This is a genomic window from Bradyrhizobium arachidis (assembly GCF_015291705.1).
In the GTDB taxonomy this organism is placed as follows: domain Bacteria; phylum Pseudomonadota; class Alphaproteobacteria; order Rhizobiales; family Xanthobacteraceae; genus Bradyrhizobium; species Bradyrhizobium arachidis.
The window spans coordinates 9,806,008-9,824,746 of record NZ_CP030050.1 but is presented as its reverse complement, the minus strand read 5'-3'; the positions used below and the strand labels follow the sequence as shown (position 1 = coordinate 9,824,746).

Genomic DNA, 18,739 nt, shown 5'->3' with positions numbered 1-18,739 from the left:
TACCCCAGGGGAGGTCCGCCTGTGTATTAGCAAAAGGGCAGCAATTTCAAAGGGGGAAATGGCACGCAAGCCAGCTCAGCAATTGCCGTCGTTTCGGGGCGCGAAGCGAACCCGGGACCCATACCCACAGGAAGAGGTTTGGCGAAGACTCGGAGTGGGAGCCTCGCGCCTAACCGCTCCCTGTGGTTATGGGTCCCGGGCTCGCGCTTCGCGCGCCCCGGGACGACAGCGAGATCGTCGCGCCGTTGCCCTACCGCCGATACCTGCTCGCCCGCGAATAGCCCTGGCGGTTCTGCTGCATCGGGCGGCTCGCCACGCTGGCGCGGGACTCGCTCGAGGCAGGCGTCGCGAGCTTCAGCTCCTCCAGGAAGATGGGCCGCGAGAAGTAATAGCCCTGGGCGTAGCGGATCTTGGTCGCAGCCTGGAGATAGGCGAGCTCCTTGTAGGATTCGAGGCCTTCGGCGATCACGGTCATGCCGAGCGCCTCGCTCAAGGATTCGATCGCGCGCAGGATGCCCTGGCTGCGCGGACGCTTATGGATGTCGGTGATGAAGGAGCGGTCGATCTTGATCTCGTCCGCTGTGATGTCGGCCAGCGCCGAGAGCGAGGAATAGCCGGTGCCGAAATCATCGATCGAGATGCCGACGCCGAGCTTGCGGAACATCGGCAGGATCTCGGCCTGGAAATGATTCTTGGCGACGAAGGCGTCTTCCGTCACCTCGATCATGAACCGCTTGGGAAAGCCGGTGTCGTCGAGCGCCTGCGCGAAGCTGCGCATGAATTCGGGATTGCCGGCCTGCTTGGCCGCGACGTTGATGCTGATGGTCGCTTCCGGGCCGAACGTGTCGTTGATCAGGTCGATCGACTTGACGATCTCGGCCAGCACCAGATGGGTCAGCTCGTCGATCAGCCCGAGCTCGCTCGCGAGATTGATGAACGAGCCCGGCGCCTGGATCACGCCCTCGTCGTCGCGCAGGCGCACCAATGCCTCGATGCCCTTCACGGCCTGCGTGCGGATGTCGACCTTGGACTGGAACGCGCAACAGAATCGCTTTTCGAGGATGGCGAGCCGCAGCGATTGCTCGATCTTCGTCCGCGCCAGCGCCTCCCGCTCCATGCTGGAATCGAAGAAGGCCGCCGATCCCTTGCCGTCGTTCTTGATGCGGTACATCGCGATGTCGGCGTTCTGGCGCAGCGTCTCGAAATTGCGTCCGTGATCGGGATAGAGGCTGATGCCGACCGAGGTGGAGGCGAAGACTTCCGAATTGTCGATGAAGAACGGTGCGGTCAGCCGCTCCAGCGTCGACTGCATGAATTCGGCGACTTCCTCCTGGCTCTGGATCGGGGCGAGCAGCAGCAGGAACTCGTCGCCGGAGATGCGCGACAGCATGTCGGAATCGCGCAAGTCCCGCCCGAGCCGCTTCGACAGCTCGACCAGCAGCGCATCGCCGACGGCGTGGCCGTAATAGTCGTTGATGTGCTTGAAATTGTCGACGTCGAGAAAGGCCAGCGCAAAGCGATCGCCGCCGCGCTCGCGCGCCAGCAGGCTGTTGGCGCGATGCTCGATCACGCGCCGCGAGGGCAGGCCGGTCAGCTCGTCGAAATAGGCCGAGCGGAACAGCTGGTCCTCGAAATTCTTCTGCTCGGTGATGTCGGAGGAGGCCGAGATCAGGAGCTCGCGTCCGGCGAGGCGAACGGGGCGATGGGTCGTGAGCAGCACCTGGCGCGCGGCGCCTTCGTGCAGCGCTTCCTCGGTGACGACGGCTTGGCCGGCGCTCAGCGCCTGGCGGCAGGCTTCGCGGCGCGGCGAAAGATCGGGGGAGGGACGGCTGCCGTCCATGCCGAGCTGGGCGGCCGCTGCATCGTTAACCAGCAGAAGCTTGCCTTCGGCGTCCTGCACGGTCAGGCCGGCAGGCAGCATTCTAACGATTTCCTTGAGAAATCCGAGCTCGGCTTCACTCGCGCCGGAATATTTGTTGTCGTTCATAGAAGTCATGAATCTTGTTGTTTCAGCGCGCCTTTGCAATGGCTGCGATCTTGCGTGGTTCCCTCTTAAGTTTGGTTAAGGGGTCCGCAGAAATACGGGGGTGTTTTCGAGGAAACTTGCGGCGATGCGACACGCGCTGTCGATCGTCATTAACAGAGCGTCAATGCCACTTGCGAAAGCGCGGGCGGCGCGCGCGGTTGTCTTTCGCTTGTTTCGTTCTCGTTGCGTGATCAAAGGTCGTCATGCCCGGGACATAGGCGAGCGAAGCGACGCCGTCCTTCGGACGGCTATGCCCGGCCATGGCGCTGTGGATGCTTCGGTGACTCGATCGAGTTCGCTATCCGCCTAGCCGCTCTTGGGAATGCGACATTGCATGATGCAATGCAGGCCGGTCTGAAGATACGAGATCTCGGTCTTGCCCTCGAAGGCGAACAGGGCCGACTTCAGCAGTTTGGTGCCGAAGCCCGGCGCCGACACCTCGCCGACGCTCGGGCCTTCGGTTTCATCCCAGGTGATGGTGAGGCGATCGCCGTTGACGGTCCACGAGACCTGCAACAAGCCGCGCGGCGAGGAGAACGCGCCATATTTGCCCGCATTGGTAGCGAGCTCGTGAAACATCAATGACAGCGTGACCGCGAGCTTCGGCGGCAGGAACAGCCGGTCGCCGTTGAGCGTAAAGCGGACGTGGCCGTAGGGCCCGAGCTCCGCGATCAGCAGATCGCGGATGTCGCAGCCACCCTTGTCGATCCGCGAGATCAGATCGTCGGTCGTGGCCAGCGACCGCAGCCGCGGGTCGATCCGGGCCCACACCTGCGGCTGGTCATGCAGCACCTGGTGCATCACGGCGTGCACAGTCGACAGCTTGTTCTTCAGCCGGTGCTGGAGCTCCTCGACCAGGAGCTTGCGATACTCCTCTTCCTCGATCAGCCGCCTGGAGATCCGGCGTTGCTCGACCAGGAGCGAGCGATAGTGCTCGACGCCCCAGATGGTGAGCGCGCAGACCGCCCAATACAGCGCCAGCAGGGCAAATCGCGCGCGATCGGCAAAGGCATCGCCGAAATTCACGACGACGCCGAGCACGCCGCCGACGATCGCCGTCAAGATGCCGATCCGGAAGCCGCCGAAGGCGGTAGCAAAGAACACGGCAGGAAAGTAGGGGGTGAAGTAGACGTCGGGCCGCACTTGCGCGAGTCCCCAACGCGCCAGCGTCGCAACCAGCACGCAGGTGGTCGCAAAGGCGAGGCTCAGGCCGAGTGATGGCGGCGCCATGCCCTGCCAGCCCTTGCGGAATTCGTCGATCAGCTTCTCCATGCGCGGCCCGGTCGCGATCTGCATTCGCCATGAATGTTACGCATGTCGCCAGCGCAAGCAAAGCTTGCCTTGTCGAAAGTCGGCAGGAATAGTGAGCACCGCGGAGCCGTCATGCTCGGTGTCCGCCATTTGGCATCAAAAAGTTCAAAAACAGGGACATTCCATGGGCAGGCTGGACGGCAAGGTGGCGGTGATCACGGGCGCGACGAGCGGCATCGGATTGCGGACTGCGGAAGTCTTCGTTGTCGAAGGTGCCAAAATTGTGATCGCGGGGCGGCGACTACCGGAAGGCGAGGCGCTGGCCACGCGGCTCGGGTCCAACTGCATCTTCCGCCAGACCGACGTGACGGTCGAAGCGCAGATGCAGGCGCTGATCGCGCTGGCGGTGGAGAAATTCGGTCGGGTCGACTGTCTCTTCAACAATGCCGGCGGCCCGGCGCAGACCGGGGGCATCGAGGGCCTCGAGGTCGAGCGCTTCGACGCGGCGATGGCGACCCTGGTCCGCAGCGTCATGCTCGGCATGAAGCACGCGGCGCCCTACATGAAGAAGCAGGGTTCCGGCAGCATCATCAACAATGGCAGCATCGCCGGCCGCCTCGCCGGCTTCTCCTCGTCGGTCGTCTATGGCGCGGCCAAGGCGGCGGTGATCCATCTCACCAAATGCGTGGCGATGGAGCTCGGCGAATCGAATGTGCGCGTCAACTCGATCTCGCCCGGCGCGATCGCGACCGGCATTTTCGGCAAGGCGCTCGGACTATCGACCGACGCCGCCGAGAAGACGCCGGCGGTGATGCGCGAGGTCTACAAGACCGCGCAGCCGATCCCGCGTGCGGGCCTGCCTGACGACATCGCCCACGCCGCGGTGTTCCTGGCCAGCGACGAATCCAGCTTCATCAACGGCCACGACCTCGTCATCGACGGCGCCATGACCAGCGGCCGCAACTGGAGCCAGCAGCAGCAGGGTTTGAGCGCGTTGCGCAAGGCGTTTGACGACGGAGCGTAGCGGCTCCGGCGACGGTGCCGTAGGGTCGGCAAAGGCGCGCCCTTCGCGCGCCGTGCCCACCAAATGTCCCTATGCGAAAGATCGTGGGCACGGCGCTCCGCGCCTTTGCCCACCCTACGATATCTCGTGCCCCGAACGCAGCGCAGCGCTTCTTCAGCGGTGCGCTGCAGAGCCGGGGCCCATCTCTCCGAACTCAACACACCCTAACGATTCTGGGTCCCGGCTCGCGCTCCGCGCGTCCGGGACACGATAAACTTCACACCGCCCGCACCCTCACCCTCAGCCCATCGCGCGGCTTCGGGATCGGCCACATCTGCCAGTCCGGCTTGTAGCCAGGCTCCAGCGACACCTCGATGTTCTGCAGGAAGTGCCGCGCGAAGCATTTCGCCTGCATGTAGGCGAAGTGCAGGCCGAGGCACATATGCGCGCCGCCGCCGAACGGCACGAAGGCGAAGCGGTGGCGGTTGCGCTGGGCCTCTTCGGTGAAGCGCATGGGATCGAAGCGGTCGGGCTCCGGCCAGATCTCCTTCATGTGATGCGTATAGAGCGGATTGACGCCGACCGCGGTGCCGGCGGGAATCCTGTATCCCTTGAAGCTGAAATCGCGCATCGCGCGGCGCGGCATCGAGGGCACCGGCGGCTTGATCCGCAGTGCTTCCTTGAAGGCCATCTCCGTCAGCTTCATCTTGTCGAGATCGTCGAAGCTGCTCGGTGCGTCCGGCGCGAGCCCGAGTGCCATAACTTCGGCGCGCAGGCGTTCCTGCCAGTCCGGATTGGCGGCGAGCTCGCCGACAAAGGAGGTCAGCGACGAGGTCAGCGTGTCGTGCGCGGCCATCATCAGAAAGCTCATGTGGTCGATGATGTCCTGCTCGGACAGCAGCGCGCCGTCCTCATGGGTGGCGCGGCAGAGCTGCGAGAACAGATCGTCGCCGCCGTGATTGCCGCGTCGCAGCGGAATCTGCTCGCGGAAATAGGCGACGATGCGCTTGCGGCCCTTCACCCCGCGCGCCATCTGTGTGCCGGGCAGGGGCCGGCGGATCGGCGCGACGGCGGCCGCGACCATGTCGACGAAGGCGCGGTTGATCTCGTCGACCTCCGGCCCGATATTGGCACCGAGGAACGACGCCGCGGCAAGATCGAGCGTGAGCTGCTTCATCGCCGGGTAGAGCTGCATCTCGCCGGGTCTAGCCTTCCACTGCGCGACGCGGCCTTCGATGCCGCGGTCGAGATCGGCCAGATAGGATTTCATCGGCCCCGACTTGAACGCGACCGACAGCGCCTTGCGATGCAACCGGTGCTCGTCGAAATCGAGCAGCATCAAGCCGCGTGGAAACAACAGGCCCAGCACCTTGTTCCAGCCGTGAGTCGAGGAGAACAGCTTGTGTTGGTCGAACAGCACCAGCTCGTTGGCCTCGGGGCCGAGCAGCACGACGTTGGTCTCGCCGAAAATGTGGGTGCGATAGACGGGCCCGTATTTGGCGCCGTTCCGCTCGATATGTCCCTTGGGGTCGGCCAGCACCTTGAAGGTCATGCCAATGATCGGCCAGCCTTCGTCGCCCGGGATGTGCGTCAGCTCGTTGCGCCTGGGCGGGGTGTAGCCGAGTTCAGACGTGGCCACATTCTGCATCGACATGACGATTGCTCCGGTTGGCGGACCGAACAGACATCGCGCGACCGCGGCAATATTGCGGCCTGCGCCAAACTGACCATGTCAGCATAGCACAGGCCGATATGTCTTGTGCGTGAACGTGGTTACGAGCGTAACGCCAATGAGGCCTAGCGCTTCGCCGCTTCCTTCTGCAGATCTGGCGCGTTGACGGCTGGAATCGCAACGCGGCCCGGCCCGGTCACTTTCAGCGCCTCGGCGGCCTTCTCGTTCTCCATGATCTTGGCCATCACCGCTTGCCCGGCGCGCTCGAAGATCGCGCGGTTCTCGATCACGAATTTTTGCGACTTGCGCAGGCCGTCGATGTAGCCGTTGATCTCCGGCACGACATAGCGCGCGACCATGTCCCAGCTCCGGCGCGTGGCTTCCGGATTGGCCCAGTCGTGCACGAAGCCGATGATGGCGCCGACGCCGCCGGACACCTGCATCACGTTCTTGATGGTTTTGACGAGATCGTCGGGCGTGCCGATGGTGGAGGCCGCGCCCTCGACGAAGGCGGTCTTGTCCACGGCTTCATCCGGCGAGGAGAACGCGGTCAGCCCCGGCCGCTGCAGCGTGCCGACATTATATTCGTTGTGCCAGCGCATCAGCCCGGCGCCGGCCTCGCGGCGCGCCTGCTCGCGGCTCTCGGCGATGTGGAAGGTGAGCAGCACGCGCCAGTCGGCGCGGTTCACCTTGGTGCCGTGCTTCTTGGCGGCGTCCTCGGCGAACTGCCATTGCTGCTGCAGCGACATCAGCCCTTGCGTCGTCATCGAGCCCAGCGAGATGATGCCGATGCCGTATTTGCCGGCGAGCGTCATGCCTGACGGCGAGATCTGCGAGGCCACCACGAACGGCATCTCCTCCTGTAGCGGCAGGAGCTGGAGCGCGGCGTCGTTCATGGTGAACCAGTCGCTCCTGGCGGTGACGCGCTCGCCGTTGAACAGGCGGCGGATGACGCCGATCGCCTCGTCCTGGCGGTCGCGCTGCGTCATCGGGTCGATGCCGAGCGTGTGTGCGTCGGAGGCAAGCGCGCCGGGGCCGGAGCCGAAGATGGCGCGGCCGCCGGTCATGTGGTCGAGCTGCACCATGCGCTGCGCGACGTTGAAGGGATGGTGATAGGGCAGCGACACCACGCCGGTGCCGAGCTTGATTCGCTTGGTGCGCTCGCCCGCCGCGGCCAGAAACATCTCGGGCGAGGCGATCATCTCCCAGCCGGAGGAATGGTGCTCGCCGCACCAGAACTCGTCATAACCGAGCGCGTCGAGCTGCTCGACGAGGTCGAGATCGCGCCGGAACTGGAGCATCGGATGCTCCCCGATCGGGTGATGCGGGGCAAGAAAGGCTCCGAACTTCAGGCGCGCCATGGCGTTCTCTCCGGCTTCGATTTTCTGTTTGTTGAAGTGATGAGGCTACGTGGTGGCGGAAACGAACGCAATCGCGTGATGTCCCGCGCAGCGGAATGCAGGCATGCGTAGCGTAGACTGCTCTCTTCGCTATTCACTGCTTGCGCGCACACGCTTCCACACCCGTCATGGCCGGGCTTGTCCCGGCCATCCACGCCTTGCCCCGCTGTACGGAGAACGTGGATGCCCGGGACAAGCCCGGGCATGACGAGAAGAGGGCGGAGCTACCGCGTCATCCTGTTCCACGCATCGAGGCCAGCGATCTTGTACGCCTCGGCCAGCGTCGGATAGTTGAACGTGTTCTGGATGAAATAGTCGATTGTGCCTTTGAGGTTCAGCACGGCCTGGCCGATATGGATCAGCTCGGTGGCGCCTTCGCCGAGGATGTGCACGCCGAGCAGGCGGCGGGTCTTGGTCGAGAAGATCATCTTCATCATGCCGCTGTTCAGCCCCATGATGTGGCCGCGCGAGGTCTCGCGGAAACGCGCGATGCCGACCTCGTAGGGAATGCCGCGCGTACGCACCTCTTCTTCCGTCAGACCCGCGGTCGAGATCTCCGGCACCGAATAGATGCCGTAGGGGAAGAATTCCGGCGGCGCCAATGGCTCCATGCCGAGCGCGTGGCAGGCAGCGACGCGGCCCTGCTCCATCGAGGTGGAGGCAAGGCTCGGAAAGCCGATCACGTCGCCGGCGGCGTAGATATGCGGCACGCTGGTCTGCAGGCTGACCGGATCGACCGTGATGCGGCCGCGATGGTCGACGGCGATGCCGGCGGCTTCGAGATTGAGGCGGTCGGTGGCGCCGACACGCCCCGCCGCGAACAGCAGCATTTCCGTGGTGACGTGGCGCCCGTCGGAGAGGTTGGTGACGATGCCGCCCTGCGCGGTCTTCTCGATCGACGTCACCTTGGAGCCGAGCCGCAGCGCGACATTGCGGTCGCGTAATTCGTGCATGAACTCCTCGATCAGTTCCTTGTCGATGAAATCGAGGAAGGTTGGTCGCGGCTCGATCAGGGTCACGGGCACGTCGAGCGCGCTGAAGATGGTGGCATATTCGACGCCGATCACGCCGGCGCCGATCACGGCCAGGCTGCGCGGCAGCTTCGGCAGCTCGATGATCTCGTCGCTGTCGAGCACGCTTGTGCCGTCGAACGGCACGTAATCGGGCCGGAACGGACGCGTGCCGCAGGCGATCAGGATGAAGGCGGCCGACACGGTCTTGGTTTCGCCGATTGCGCTCGTGATCTCGACCTCGTGCGGCGAGACGAAGCGCGCCTCGCCATTGGCGGTGCGGACGAGGTTGCGGCTGAACTGATGCTCCAAGACCTCGACCTCGTGGTCGAGCGTCTTCTGGAGCCGGATCATCAGATCGCTTGCCGCGATGTCCTGCTTCACCTTGTAGGAGCGGCCGTAGAAGCCGCGCTCGCGCCAGCCGGACAGGTTCAGCACGGTCTCGCGCAGCGTCTTGGAGGGGATCGTGCCGGTGTGAACGGAGACGCCGCCGACCCGCCGGCCCTTCTCCACCACCAGTACGGCCTTGCCGAGCTTGGCACATTGCACCGCGGCCCGGCGCCCGGACGGGCCCGAGCCGATCACCACCATGTCGTAGTCGTACATCGGGAGACTTCCGAACCCCTGCAAAATCAGCGGGAACCGACATGCAGCAATCGGGCCAGTGCGGCAAGGGGAAAACAAGTCCTACCTCCGAGGTAATCGCGCGGATGACGCCGATCTGCGAGCATCGCGCGCAAATAAATTCCCGAAAGCTGCTGCGCCGATGCATCAAACCGTCACAAAGCCCATCGATTCGACCCGCCGCTGGTGGGTGCTGGCGATCGTCGTCGCCGCCCAGTTCATGTTCGGCGTCGACGCCTTCATCGTGAACGTCGCCATCCCGACCATCGCGGTCGATCTGCACGCGACGCCGGCGCAGATCGAATCCGTGATCGCGATCTACCTGATCGCCTATGCGACGCTGGTCGTCACCGGCGGCCGGCTCGGCGACATCCATGGCACGAAGAATGTCTTCCTGGCAGGCGTGCTCGGCTTCACGGCGACCTCGCTCTGGTGCGGGCTGGCACAGTCCGGCGCCGAGTTGATCATCGCGCGGCTGGCACAGGGCGCGACCGCGGCGCTGATGGTGCCGCAGGTGCTGGCGACATTGCATCTGCTCTTCACCGACGAGACGCGCAGCCGCGCCTTCGCCATCTACGGCATCGTGCTCGGGCTCGCCGGTGCTGCGGGTTTTCTGCTCGGCGGTCTCCTCGTCACGATCGACCTTGCGCACACCGGCTGGCGCTCGGTGTTCTTCGTCAACGTGCCCTGCGGCCTCGTCATCGCCGCTGCGGCCTGGCGCATCATGCCGACGGTGCCGCGGCGATCAGGCACGAGGCTCGACATCAAGGGCAGCGTCGTCCTGTTCGCGGGGCTGCTCTGCCTGATCGGGCCGCTGCTGTTCGGCCATGATGTCGGCTGGGCGCCGTGGCTGTGGGCGGTGATGGTGCTCGGCGGCCTGATCCTCTTTGCCTTCGTGAGGCTCGAACATGCTGTCGCACGCAGCGGCGGCATGCCGCTGATCGATCTCACGCTGCTCGCGGATGCCGCCTTCCTGCGCGGGCTCGGTGCCGCCTTCTTTTTCTTCGTCGCCAATCTCTCCTTCTATCTCGTCATGACGCTGTACATGCAGCGCGGGCTCAGGATCCCACCGCTCGAAGCCGGCATGGCCTTCATTCCACTCGCGCTTGCATTCGTTGTTGCCTCGCGCCACAGCGGCGTGCGCGCGCGCCATCGCGGGACCAAGGTGTTGATCGAAGGCTGCGCACTGCAGATCGCGGGCCTCGCTGCGCTCGCACTTGTTGCGGGCTCGATGGAATCACCGACGGCAATCACGCTCGCGCTCACCATGATCGTCTTCGGCTACGGTCAGGGACTTGTGATGGCGCCGCTCTCAGGCGCGGTGCTGTCGACCGTCAAGCCTGTCGCGGCAGGCTCCGCTTCCGGCGCGTACGGCACGACCGCGCAGATCGGAAATGCGGCCGGAGTGGCCGCAATCGGTGCGGTGTTCTTCGCAATCGAGGCGCTGCAATCAGCGCGCGCAGGATTTCTCGTCTCGCTTGTGTTGTTTGTGACGTTAATCATGATCTGCGCCGCATTCTTGTCGTGGATGCGCCGCGCATCTGCACGAAGTTGAGGCAGTGCGGTTAATACGTGCGGATTCCTGCGGGTATTTGCGTGATTTCGGGTGATTGACAGCGCACGGCCTTTTTATTTTGCACCGCAGCAACTATTTGGTTTGGGTGAACGTTGAGATTCGCCCATCAGGAAGTTGCCGTGTCGTTAGCCAGAAATGTCGATCTGTTGAGACGTCTGCCGAAGCTGGACGGTCTGCGCTTTGCCGAGTTCGGCCGCAGCGTTGATTCATCCAGCCCGCTGCAAGAAGTCACGGACTTCGGCGCCAATCCCGGAAACTTGCGCATGTTCGCGTTCGTGCCGGCGCAGCTGCAGAAGCCGCGCGCGCTCGTCGTCGTGCTGCATGGCTGCGGCCAGACCGCGGCCGGCTATGATCTCGGCGCAGGCTGGTCGACGCTCGCGAAGCACTATGGCTTCGCGCTGCTGATGCCCGAGCAGCAGCGCGTCAACAACGGCAACACCTGCTTCAACTGGTTCAATCCGGAAGACACCGCGCGGGACAGCGGCGAGGCGCGTTCGATCCGCGAGATGATCGCGCACATGGCCGCGACGCATCGCATCGATGCCAGGCGCATCTTCATCACGGGTCTCTCTGCCGGCGGCGGCATGACCTCGGTGATGCTTGCAACCTATCCGGAAGTTTTCGCAGCCGGCGCTGTCATTGCCGGCCTGCCATATGGCATCGCCTCGAATTTGCGCGAGGCGCTGGACGGCATGTTTCATTCGCCGGTGCGCCCCGCGCGCGCGCTCGGCGATCTCGTCCGCAATGCCTCGGATCATCGCGGGCCGTGGCCAAAGATGTCTGTGTGGCACGGCAGCGCCGACCGCACCGTCAATCCCGGCAATGCCAACGAGATCGTCAAGCAATGGCTCGATCTGCATGACCTGCCCGCCGTGCCGATGGCCGAGACCAATGTCGACGGCTATCCGCGCCAGGCCTGGTGGAACAAGGACGGCGAGACGCTGGTCGAATCCTACGCCATCACCGACATGGCGCATGGCACGCCGCTTGGGCTAGCCGACAACGACCAGCGCTACGGCATCGAAGGTGCGTTCCTGATCGAGGCCGGCATCTCCTCGTCCTATCACATCGCAAAATTCTTCGGCCTGACCGGCTGGATTCCGGACGCTGCGAAGACAGCGGAGGCAAAGCCCGCAACGGCGAAGCCGGCGCTGACCCCCGCGCCGCATCTCGCCCGCTCGATCCGCGCCGCCGTCGCCGAACAACCCGAGCCCAAGCGCGAGAAATCCCGCAGCTTCGATCTCGGCCAGATCATCACTCGCGCGCTGACGGCGGCGGGGTTGATGAAGTAAGCCAGCCCCCGCTGTCGTCCCGGGGCGCGCGAAGCGCGAACCCGGGACCCATAACCACAGGCCGCAGTTTGGCGCGAGAAGATAACTCCGAGTCCTCGTAACCACGTCTCCCTGTGGTTATGGGTCCCGGATCAGCGCTCCGCTTCGCGGCGCTTGTCCGGGACGACAGCGGAGTTCACAGCTACTTCGTCGCGTCGATCATCTCGATCGGCGTCGCCGTCACCTCGCCGCCGGCGACCTTCCTTGTCATCTCCTGATAGGCCCTGAAGAACTCCCGCGATTGCAGCGTCTTTTGCGCGGCATCGTCGGTCACGCTGGCGAGGTGGAAATACTGGCCGTCGTCGCGGTTCTTGAGGACGCGATAGCCGATCCGCCCTTTCAGCTCCGGATCGCCGTCGATCGCCTTGATGAAGCGGCCGATCTCGCGGTGCCATTCTTCCGTCGTGCCGTTCCTGAACTGGTACTTGATCATGAAGTGCTTCATGTGACGCTCCCTGTTCGTCCTGTGCGTCATCATCTGCGCCCTGGGAGCGATCCCGCAAGTATGGACAAAATTGATAGTATGGACTTTTTCGCCGTCGCTCCTATCCTGCCGCAAGCTGGCTGGCATGGAGGAGACGACATGGCAAAGGCCAATCCGGCGCGCACCTGTCCGGTTGCGGCGTTTCAAAAAATGATCAGCGGCAAGTACAAGCTGCGCATCGTCTGGGACCTCAAGGACGGCCCGCGCCGCTATGGCGAGATCAGGAGCGGCCTGCTGCGCGGCGCCAGCGGCAGCGCCGAGATCACCCCGCGCGTGCTCAGCCGCGAATTGAAGGCGCTGACGGAGAGCGGTCTCATTGACCGCAAGGACTTTGGCGAGGTGCCGCCCAAGGTCGAGTATCGCCTCACGCGCAAGGGCAAGAGTTTCGTGCCCGTCGTGGCCGCCATTCGTGAGTGGGGCGAGCGCAATCTCGGCGAGGCCGCGACGTTCGCCGATGCGGCGGAGTAACGTTCACATCTCGCCGGTGATGAACGGATTGGTCATCCGCTCCTGGCCGATGCTCGAGCCGGCGCCATGGCCGCAGATGAAGCCGACATCGTCGCCGAGCGGCAAGAGCTTTGTCTTGATCGAATCGATCAGCGTGGGGTGACTGCCGCCGGGCAGATCGGTGCGTCCGACCGAGCCCGCAAACAAGACGTCACCGACATGGGCGAACCGCAATTCCTTGTTGAAGAACACCACGCTGCCGGGCGAATGGCCGGGGCAGTGGAAGATGTCGAAGGAGAGGCCGCCGATCGAGACGGTGTCGCCCTCGTCGAGCCAGCGGTCCGGCGCGAAGTTGCGGACCCCGGTCATGCCGAAGCGTGCACCGCTCTCGACGACATTGTCGAGCAGGAACTTGTCGGCCTGATGCGGGCCCTCGATCGGCACCTTCAGCGCATCGCGCAGCTCCGCCGCGCCGCCGACATGGTCGATATGGCCGTGGGTCAGCCAGATCTTCTCGACGGTGACGCCGGTCTGCTTGATCGCGTCCAGGATCTTCGGCACGTCGCCGCCGGGATCGATCACCACGGCCTTCTTGCCGGGCTCGTCCCAGATGATGGTGCAGTTCTGCTCGAACAGCGTCACAGGAACGATGATCGCGCCCGCCTTGGCTTGCGAGGAGTCTTGGGTGTCATTTTGCTCGGTCATGGCGCCACAATGCCGATTTTTGCCATGCCGCCAAGCAAAAGATTCGTGCGAGCGGCGGGGGAACAGCCGCACCAAACGTCACACGGCCGTCCCAATTGCCTTGCCAGTTTGAACCGGGGCGTTCCTGCCGCGTTCTCTCGCGCAGGGCAGAATATCGGGTGGTACCTCCGGCATGGCACAGGGCGGCGACAATTGGTGGCGCGACGGCATCTTCTATCAGATCTACCCGCGCTCGTTTCAGGACAGCAACGGCGACGGCGTCGGCGACCTCGCCGGCATCCTGCGCCGGCTGCCTTACGTGAAATCGCTCGGCGTCGACGCGATCTGGCTGTCGCCGATCTTTCCTTCGCCGATGGCCGATTTCGGCTACGACATCTCCGACTATACCGGCATCGAGCCGCTGTTCGGCACGATGGCGGATTTCGATACGTTGCTCGCGGCCGCGCATGACAACGGCTTGAAGCTGATCCTCGATCTCGTACCGAACCATACCTCGGACCAGCATCCGTGGTTCATCGAGAGCCGGTCCTCGCGCGACAATCCCAAACGTGACTGGTACATCTGGCGCGACCCGAAGCCGGACGGCGGCGTGCCGAACAACTGGCTGTCCGAGTTCGGCGGCAGCGCGTGGGCCCTCGACGAGACCACAGGTCAGTACTACTACCACGCCTTCCTGGCCCAGCAGCCGGACCTCAACTGGCGCAATCCCGAGGTGCGCACCGCGATCTACGACGTGATGCGGTTCTGGCTGGAGAAGGGCGTCGACGGCTTTCGCGTCGACGTGATCTGGCACCTGATCAAGGATTCTGAGTTCCGCGACAATCCGCCGAACCCGCATTACGTCGAGGGCCGGCCGCCGAACGAGAAGATCCTCACCCAATATTCCACCGACCAGGACGAGGTGCATGAGGTGATCGCGCAGATGCGGCGCGTCACCGATGCGTATGCGGCGCGCGTGCTGATCGGCGAGATCTACCTGCCGCTGCATCGCCTGATGGCCTATTACGGCAACGACCTCACCGGCGCGCAGATGCCGTTCAATTTCGCGCTGCTCTCGACCTTCTGGAGCGCGCGCTCGATCGAGACGATCGTCGAGGATTACGAGAAGGCGCTGCCGAAGCGCGCCTGGCCGAACTGGGTGCTCGGCAATCACGACCGTCCGCGTGTCGCAAGCCGCGTCGGGCCTGAGCAGGCCCGCGTCGCCGCCATGCTGCTCCTGACCCTGCGCGGCACGCCGACGCTCTATTACGGCGACGAGATCGGCATGCATCAGCTCGCGATCGCGCCGGAGGACGTGCAGGATCCCTTCGAGAAGAACGTGCCTGGCCTGGGCGTCGGGCGCGACGGCTGCCGCACGCCGATGCAATGGGACTCGTCGAACTACGCCGGCTTCTCGGAAGCAAGGCCATGGCTGCCGCTGCCCGAGGATCACATCCGCGAGAACGTCGTCGATCTCGAGGCCGATCCGCGTTCGATCCTCAGCCTGTACCGGCGCCTGATCGCCTTCCGGCGGACATGTCAGCCATTGGTGTCGGGCGACTATCACCCGATCGCCGCGCAAGGCGATCTCCTGATCTACCGCCGCGCCGCCGAGGGCAAGGCGATCATCGTGGCGCTCAATCTCGGCCGCGAGCCGATCGCGGTGACGACGAGCGCGATCCGGTTCGGCAGCGAGATTGTGCTGTCGACGTTCCTGGATCGCGAGGGCGAGCGGCTCGAAGGCGTGCTCGATTTGCGCGGGAATGAAGGGGTGATCGTCGCGCCGCGCTAGCCGTCGTCCCGGACAAGCGCAGCGAAGCGGCGCGCCGATCCGGGACCCATAACCACAGGGAGCAGTTTGGCGAAGACTCGGAGTGACCTGCTCGCGCCACACTCCTGCCCGTGGTTATGGATTCCGGGCTCGCGCCGAGTGGCGCGCCCCGGAATGACGCAGGCGGCCGCATCTACCCCGGATGCTTCTTCCCTCGCACCGTATGCTCGTCGATATCATCCCGCTTCAACAGATAATCCAGCCCGCCGACGCGATACCAGCGATAGCCATAGGGCTCCAGCACGACGCGGTGCTGGCCGCGCTTGTCGGCGTGGCTGTGATCTTCCGCGAGCAGATTGATCAGGTGCGCGCCGGCATCATCCGGCAGCCCCGCCGAGAACGCGATCTCGCGCGGCTTCTCGTCGAGATTGTGCACGAACAGCACCGAATTGTTGCGCCAGTCGTAGCGGATAATGAACACGGCGGGATCGCGTAGAGGGATGACAGCGAAATCGCCCCAGCCGATCTCCGGCACTTCTTTCCGCATGCGCACGATGCGCTCGGTCCAGTTCAGCATCGAGTTGGGATCGCGCCGCTGCTTTGCGACATTGACGTGCGGGTAGCCGTAAGGCCCCTGGTCGATCACGGGGCAGGCCGGCTTGTCGCTCTTGGTGAAGCCGCCATGCGGCTCGGTCGACCATTGCATCGGCGTGCGCGCGCAATTGCGCTCGGGCAGCGAGAGATCATCGCCCATCGCGATCTCGTCGCCGTAGCGGATCACGGGCGTTCCCGGCAGCGTGCACATCAGGCTGTAGGCGAGCTCGAGCCGCCTGCGGTCGCCGCCCAGCATCGGAGCAAGGCGGCGGCGGATGCCGCGGTCGTAGAGCTGCATGTCCTTGTCGGGACCAAAGCTTTTGAACACCACCTCGCGCTGCGTTTTCGTCAGCCGTCCGAGATCGAGCTCGTCGTGATTGCGCAGGAACAGGCCCCATTGCGCCGAGGCCGGCCGCGGTTTCGTTGCTTTCAACGCCTTGGCCAGCGGGCGGGAATCGGCGGAGGCCAGCGCATAGAACAGGTGCTGGTTGACCTGGAAGTTGAACATCATGTGCATGCGGTCGGCATCGCGGCCGAAATAGTCGAGGTCGGTTTCCGGCAGCACATTGGCTTCGGCAAGGATGATGGCGTCGCCCTGGCGCCATTGCAGGAATTCGCGGAACGCGCGCAGCATGTCGTACTGCTCGACCGGCTTCTTCACCTTGGCGCCCTTGGTGGAGATCACGAAGGGCACGGCATCCATGCGGAAGCCGGAGACGCCGAGCTGGATCCAGAAGCCCATGATCTTCAGGATCTCGGCCTGCACATGCGGGTTCGAGGTGTTGAGATCGGGCTGGAAATCGTAGAAGCGGTGGAAATAGTAGGCGCCGGAGTCCTTGTCGCGCGTCCAGGTCGATTTCTGCACGCCGGGAAACACCATGCCCTTGTTGGCATTGGCCGGCTTCTTGTCGGACCACACATACCAGTCGCGATAGGGCGAGCTCTTGTCGCGCCGCGCCTCCTTGAACCAGTGATGCTGGTCCGAGGTGTGGTTGACGACGAGATCGATGATGACGCGGATGCCGCGCTGCTGGCAGCCATGGGTGAACTCGACGAAATCGCCCAGCGTGCCGTAGCGGGAATCGACGCTGTAATAGTCGGCGATGTCGTAGCCGTCGTCGCGGCCCGGCGAGGTCTGGAACGGCATCAGCCAGATCGTGGTGATGCCGAGCCCGTGCAGGTAGTCGAGCCGGCGGAGCAGGCCCTTGAAATCGCCGACGCCGTCGCCGTTCGCATCCATATAGGTGCCGACGGAGAGGCAATAGATCACGCCGTTCTTGTACCAGAGATCGTCGATCATGCGCGGGCGGCCTCGATGTCCCCGCCGAGGTGTGGCGGCTGCGTGATAAGTGCGTGGGGGAGGGGAGGTTCCGCGCGTCGCCTCACACTCTCTGTCGTCCCGGGGCGCGCGTAGCGCGAGCCCGGGACCCATAACCGCAGGAAGTCGTGTTGCGAAGATCAGGAGTGATCCACTTCGCTCCACAACTCCTCCCTGTGGTTATGGATTCCGGGCTTGCGACTTCGTCGCGCCCCGGAATGACGGGCAGAACGGAATCGGCTAATCTCCCGCCATGGACAATACCGCCCGCAACGTCGCCCTTGTTCCGCCGCCGGACCGTCGCCAGTCCGAGACCGCGCTCGCCATCGCGCGCGGCACCGCGCGGCTGCTGCGCTCGCTCGGCTTCTCCTGCATCAGCGAATTGCCGCTGCCCTCGGGCCGGCGCGCCGATCTCGTCGCGCTGAACGAGCGCGGCGAGATCTGGATCGTCGAGATCAAATCGTCGGTCGAGGATCTGCGCGCCGACCAGAAATGGCACGAATACCGCGCCCATTGCGACCGGCTGTTCTTCGCCTTCACGCAGGATCTGCCGTGCGAGATCTTTCCTGGAGATACCGGCCTGATCGTCGCGGACGCCTACGGCGCGCACATGCAGTGCGAGGCGCCCGAGCACAAGCTGCCCGCGCCGACGCGCAAGCAGATGACGGTGCGTTTCGCGATGGCGGCAGCGTTACGGATCAACCGCCTGGTCGATCCGCAAGGCCACGCGGATTTTTGGGAATAGCGGCGCCGCGAACAAAGGTGCCGTAGGGTGGGCAAAGCGAAGCGTGCCCACCAATTAGAGATGGTGGGCACGGCGCTTCACGCCTTTGCCCACCCTACGATACCTGTCGATCCGTCATCCTGAGGTGCGAGCGTAGCGAGCCTCGAAGGATGCACGGCCCCGATGCAGCCGGGCCGTCGCCCTTCGAGGGCCGCTGCGCGGCCACCTCAGGGTGACGGTGAGCGATCGGTAGTTGCGGAAAACTACCGCGGCGCGCGCTTTGCGAGAATTCGCTGCAGCGTGCGGCGGTGCATGTTGAGCCGTCGCGCGGTTTCCGAGACGTTGCGGTTGCACATCTCGTAGATGCGCTGGATGTGCTCCCAGCGGACGCGGTCGGCCGACATCGGGTTGGTCGGCAGCTCGGACTTCTCCGCGCTGGTCGAAAGCAGCGCGGCGACGACGTCGTCGGCATCCGCGGGCTTGGACAGATAATCGATCGCGCCCATCTTCACCGCAGTCACGGCGGTGGCGATGTTGCCATAGCCGGTCAGCACGATCGCGCGCGCGTCGGGACGCTTCTTCTTCAGCGCCGAGACCACGTCGAGGCCGTTGCCGTCACCGAGCCGCAAGTCGACGACGGCGAATGCCGGCGCCGCCTTGCCGATCTGCGCAAGACCGTCGGAGACGGTGTCGCACGACGTCACAGCAAAGCCGCGGGTCTCCATCGCGCGCGACAACCGCTCCAGGAACGGCTTGTCGTCTTCCACGATGAGCAGCGAGCGGTCGGCCTGTTCGTTCAGTTCGGCGATGGCGTTCAAGGTGTT

The 18,739-nt window shown here is 64.4% G+C and carries 15 protein-coding genes; 6 read left to right on the top strand and 9 right to left on the bottom strand.

Annotated features, from left to right (window positions below; translation table 11 throughout):
* Window positions 1-250: 250 nt before the first annotated feature.
* Window positions 251-1,987 carry a putative bifunctional diguanylate cyclase/phosphodiesterase gene (locus WN72_RS46275; RefSeq protein WP_167380567.1) on the bottom strand — a complete coding sequence of 579 codons (1,737 nt, stop codon included), beginning with the start codon at window positions 1,985-1,987 and terminating at the stop codon, window positions 251-253.
* 345 nt (window positions 1,988-2,332) lie between these two features.
* On the bottom strand, window positions 2,333-3,298 hold the full coding sequence (locus tag WN72_RS46270; protein WP_092212386.1) for a sensor histidine kinase: 966 nt from the start codon (window positions 3,296-3,298) through the stop codon (window positions 2,333-2,335).
* A 163-nt stretch (window positions 3,299-3,461) separates the two neighbouring features.
* Here WN72_RS46270 and WN72_RS46265 point away from each other — a divergent pair, with 163 nt between their 5' ends.
* Window positions 3,462-4,301 (top strand): SDR family NAD(P)-dependent oxidoreductase, encoded by an 840-nt coding sequence (locus WN72_RS46265; RefSeq protein WP_092211878.1) that lies wholly within the window; start codon window positions 3,462-3,464, stop codon window positions 4,299-4,301.
* A gap of 256 nt (window positions 4,302-4,557) precedes the next feature.
* Here WN72_RS46265 and WN72_RS46260 read toward each other — a convergent pair whose 3' ends face one another.
* The 3 genes from WN72_RS46260 to sthA form a co-directional block, all read right to left on the bottom strand.
* Window positions 4,558-5,934 (bottom strand): cytochrome P450, encoded by a 1,377-nt coding sequence (locus WN72_RS46260; protein WP_167380568.1) that lies wholly within the window; start codon window positions 5,932-5,934, stop codon window positions 4,558-4,560.
* 143 nt (window positions 5,935-6,077) lie between these two features.
* A complete protein-coding gene (locus WN72_RS46255; RefSeq protein WP_092211882.1) occupies window positions 6,078-7,313 on the bottom strand; it encodes an LLM class flavin-dependent oxidoreductase in 1,236 nt (411 codons plus the stop codon).
* A gap of 263 nt (window positions 7,314-7,576) precedes the next feature.
* Window positions 7,577-8,968, bottom strand: a complete 1,392-nt coding sequence (gene sthA / locus WN72_RS46250; RefSeq protein WP_092211884.1) for a Si-specific NAD(P)(+) transhydrogenase — start codon at window positions 8,966-8,968, stop codon at window positions 7,577-7,579.
* Between the two features lie 160 nt (window positions 8,969-9,128).
* Here sthA and WN72_RS46245 point away from each other — a divergent pair, with 160 nt between their 5' ends.
* Together WN72_RS46245 and WN72_RS46240 are read left to right on the top strand one after the other, a co-directional pair.
* Window positions 9,129-10,541 (top strand): MFS transporter, encoded by a 1,413-nt coding sequence (locus WN72_RS46245; protein ID WP_092211887.1) that lies wholly within the window; start codon window positions 9,129-9,131, stop codon window positions 10,539-10,541.
* Window positions 10,542-10,681: 140 nt separating this feature from the next.
* On the top strand, window positions 10,682-11,854 hold the full coding sequence (locus WN72_RS46240) for an extracellular catalytic domain type 1 short-chain-length polyhydroxyalkanoate depolymerase (RefSeq protein ID WP_167380569.1): 1,173 nt from the start codon (window positions 10,682-10,684) through the stop codon (window positions 11,852-11,854).
* Window positions 11,855-12,035: 181 nt separating this feature from the next.
* Here WN72_RS46240 and WN72_RS46235 read toward each other — a convergent pair whose 3' ends face one another.
* A complete protein-coding gene (locus WN72_RS46235) occupies window positions 12,036-12,338 on the bottom strand; it encodes a hypothetical protein (RefSeq protein WP_231164169.1) in 303 nt (100 codons plus the stop codon).
* 138 nt (window positions 12,339-12,476) lie between these two features.
* On the opposite strand from WN72_RS46235, the gene WN72_RS46230 reads away from it, so the two are divergent.
* Window positions 12,477-12,845: a winged helix-turn-helix transcriptional regulator gene (locus WN72_RS46230; protein WP_092212388.1), complete on the top strand. Its 369-nt coding sequence runs from the start codon at window positions 12,477-12,479 to the stop codon at window positions 12,843-12,845.
* Window positions 12,846-12,848: 3 nt separating this feature from the next.
* Here the strand turns inward: WN72_RS46230 and WN72_RS46225 are convergent, their stop codons facing one another.
* The gene (locus WN72_RS46225; RefSeq protein ID WP_092211891.1) at window positions 12,849-13,529 is read right to left on the bottom strand and encodes an MBL fold metallo-hydrolase; all 681 of its coding nucleotides are present in this window, start codon (window positions 13,527-13,529) and stop codon (window positions 12,849-12,851) included.
* Between the two features lie 172 nt (window positions 13,530-13,701).
* Here WN72_RS46225 and WN72_RS46220 point away from each other — a divergent pair, with 172 nt between their 5' ends.
* Entirely contained in the window at window positions 13,702-15,300 is a 1,599-nt protein-coding gene (locus tag WN72_RS46220) for an alpha-amylase family glycosyl hydrolase (protein WP_027563306.1), read from the top strand.
* 172 nt (window positions 15,301-15,472) lie between these two features.
* Here WN72_RS46220 and WN72_RS46215 read toward each other — a convergent pair whose 3' ends face one another.
* The gene (locus tag WN72_RS46215) at window positions 15,473-17,173 is read right to left on the bottom strand and encodes an alpha-amylase family protein (RefSeq protein ID WP_092211893.1); all 1,701 of its coding nucleotides are present in this window, start codon (window positions 17,171-17,173) and stop codon (window positions 15,473-15,475) included.
* Window positions 17,174-17,444: 271 nt separating this feature from the next.
* Here WN72_RS46215 and WN72_RS46210 point away from each other — a divergent pair, with 271 nt between their 5' ends.
* Window positions 17,445-17,936 carry an MmcB family DNA repair protein gene (locus tag WN72_RS46210; RefSeq protein ID WP_092211895.1) on the top strand — a complete coding sequence of 164 codons (492 nt, stop codon included), beginning with the start codon at window positions 17,445-17,447 and terminating at the stop codon, window positions 17,934-17,936.
* A 242-nt stretch (window positions 17,937-18,178) separates the two neighbouring features.
* Here WN72_RS46210 and WN72_RS46205 read toward each other — a convergent pair whose 3' ends face one another.
* Window positions 18,179-18,733, bottom strand: coding sequence for an ActR/PrrA/RegA family redox response regulator transcription factor (locus WN72_RS46205; RefSeq protein WP_027563303.1), 555 nt, complete (start codon window positions 18,731-18,733; stop codon window positions 18,179-18,181).
* Window positions 18,734-18,739: the final 6 nt, after the last annotated feature.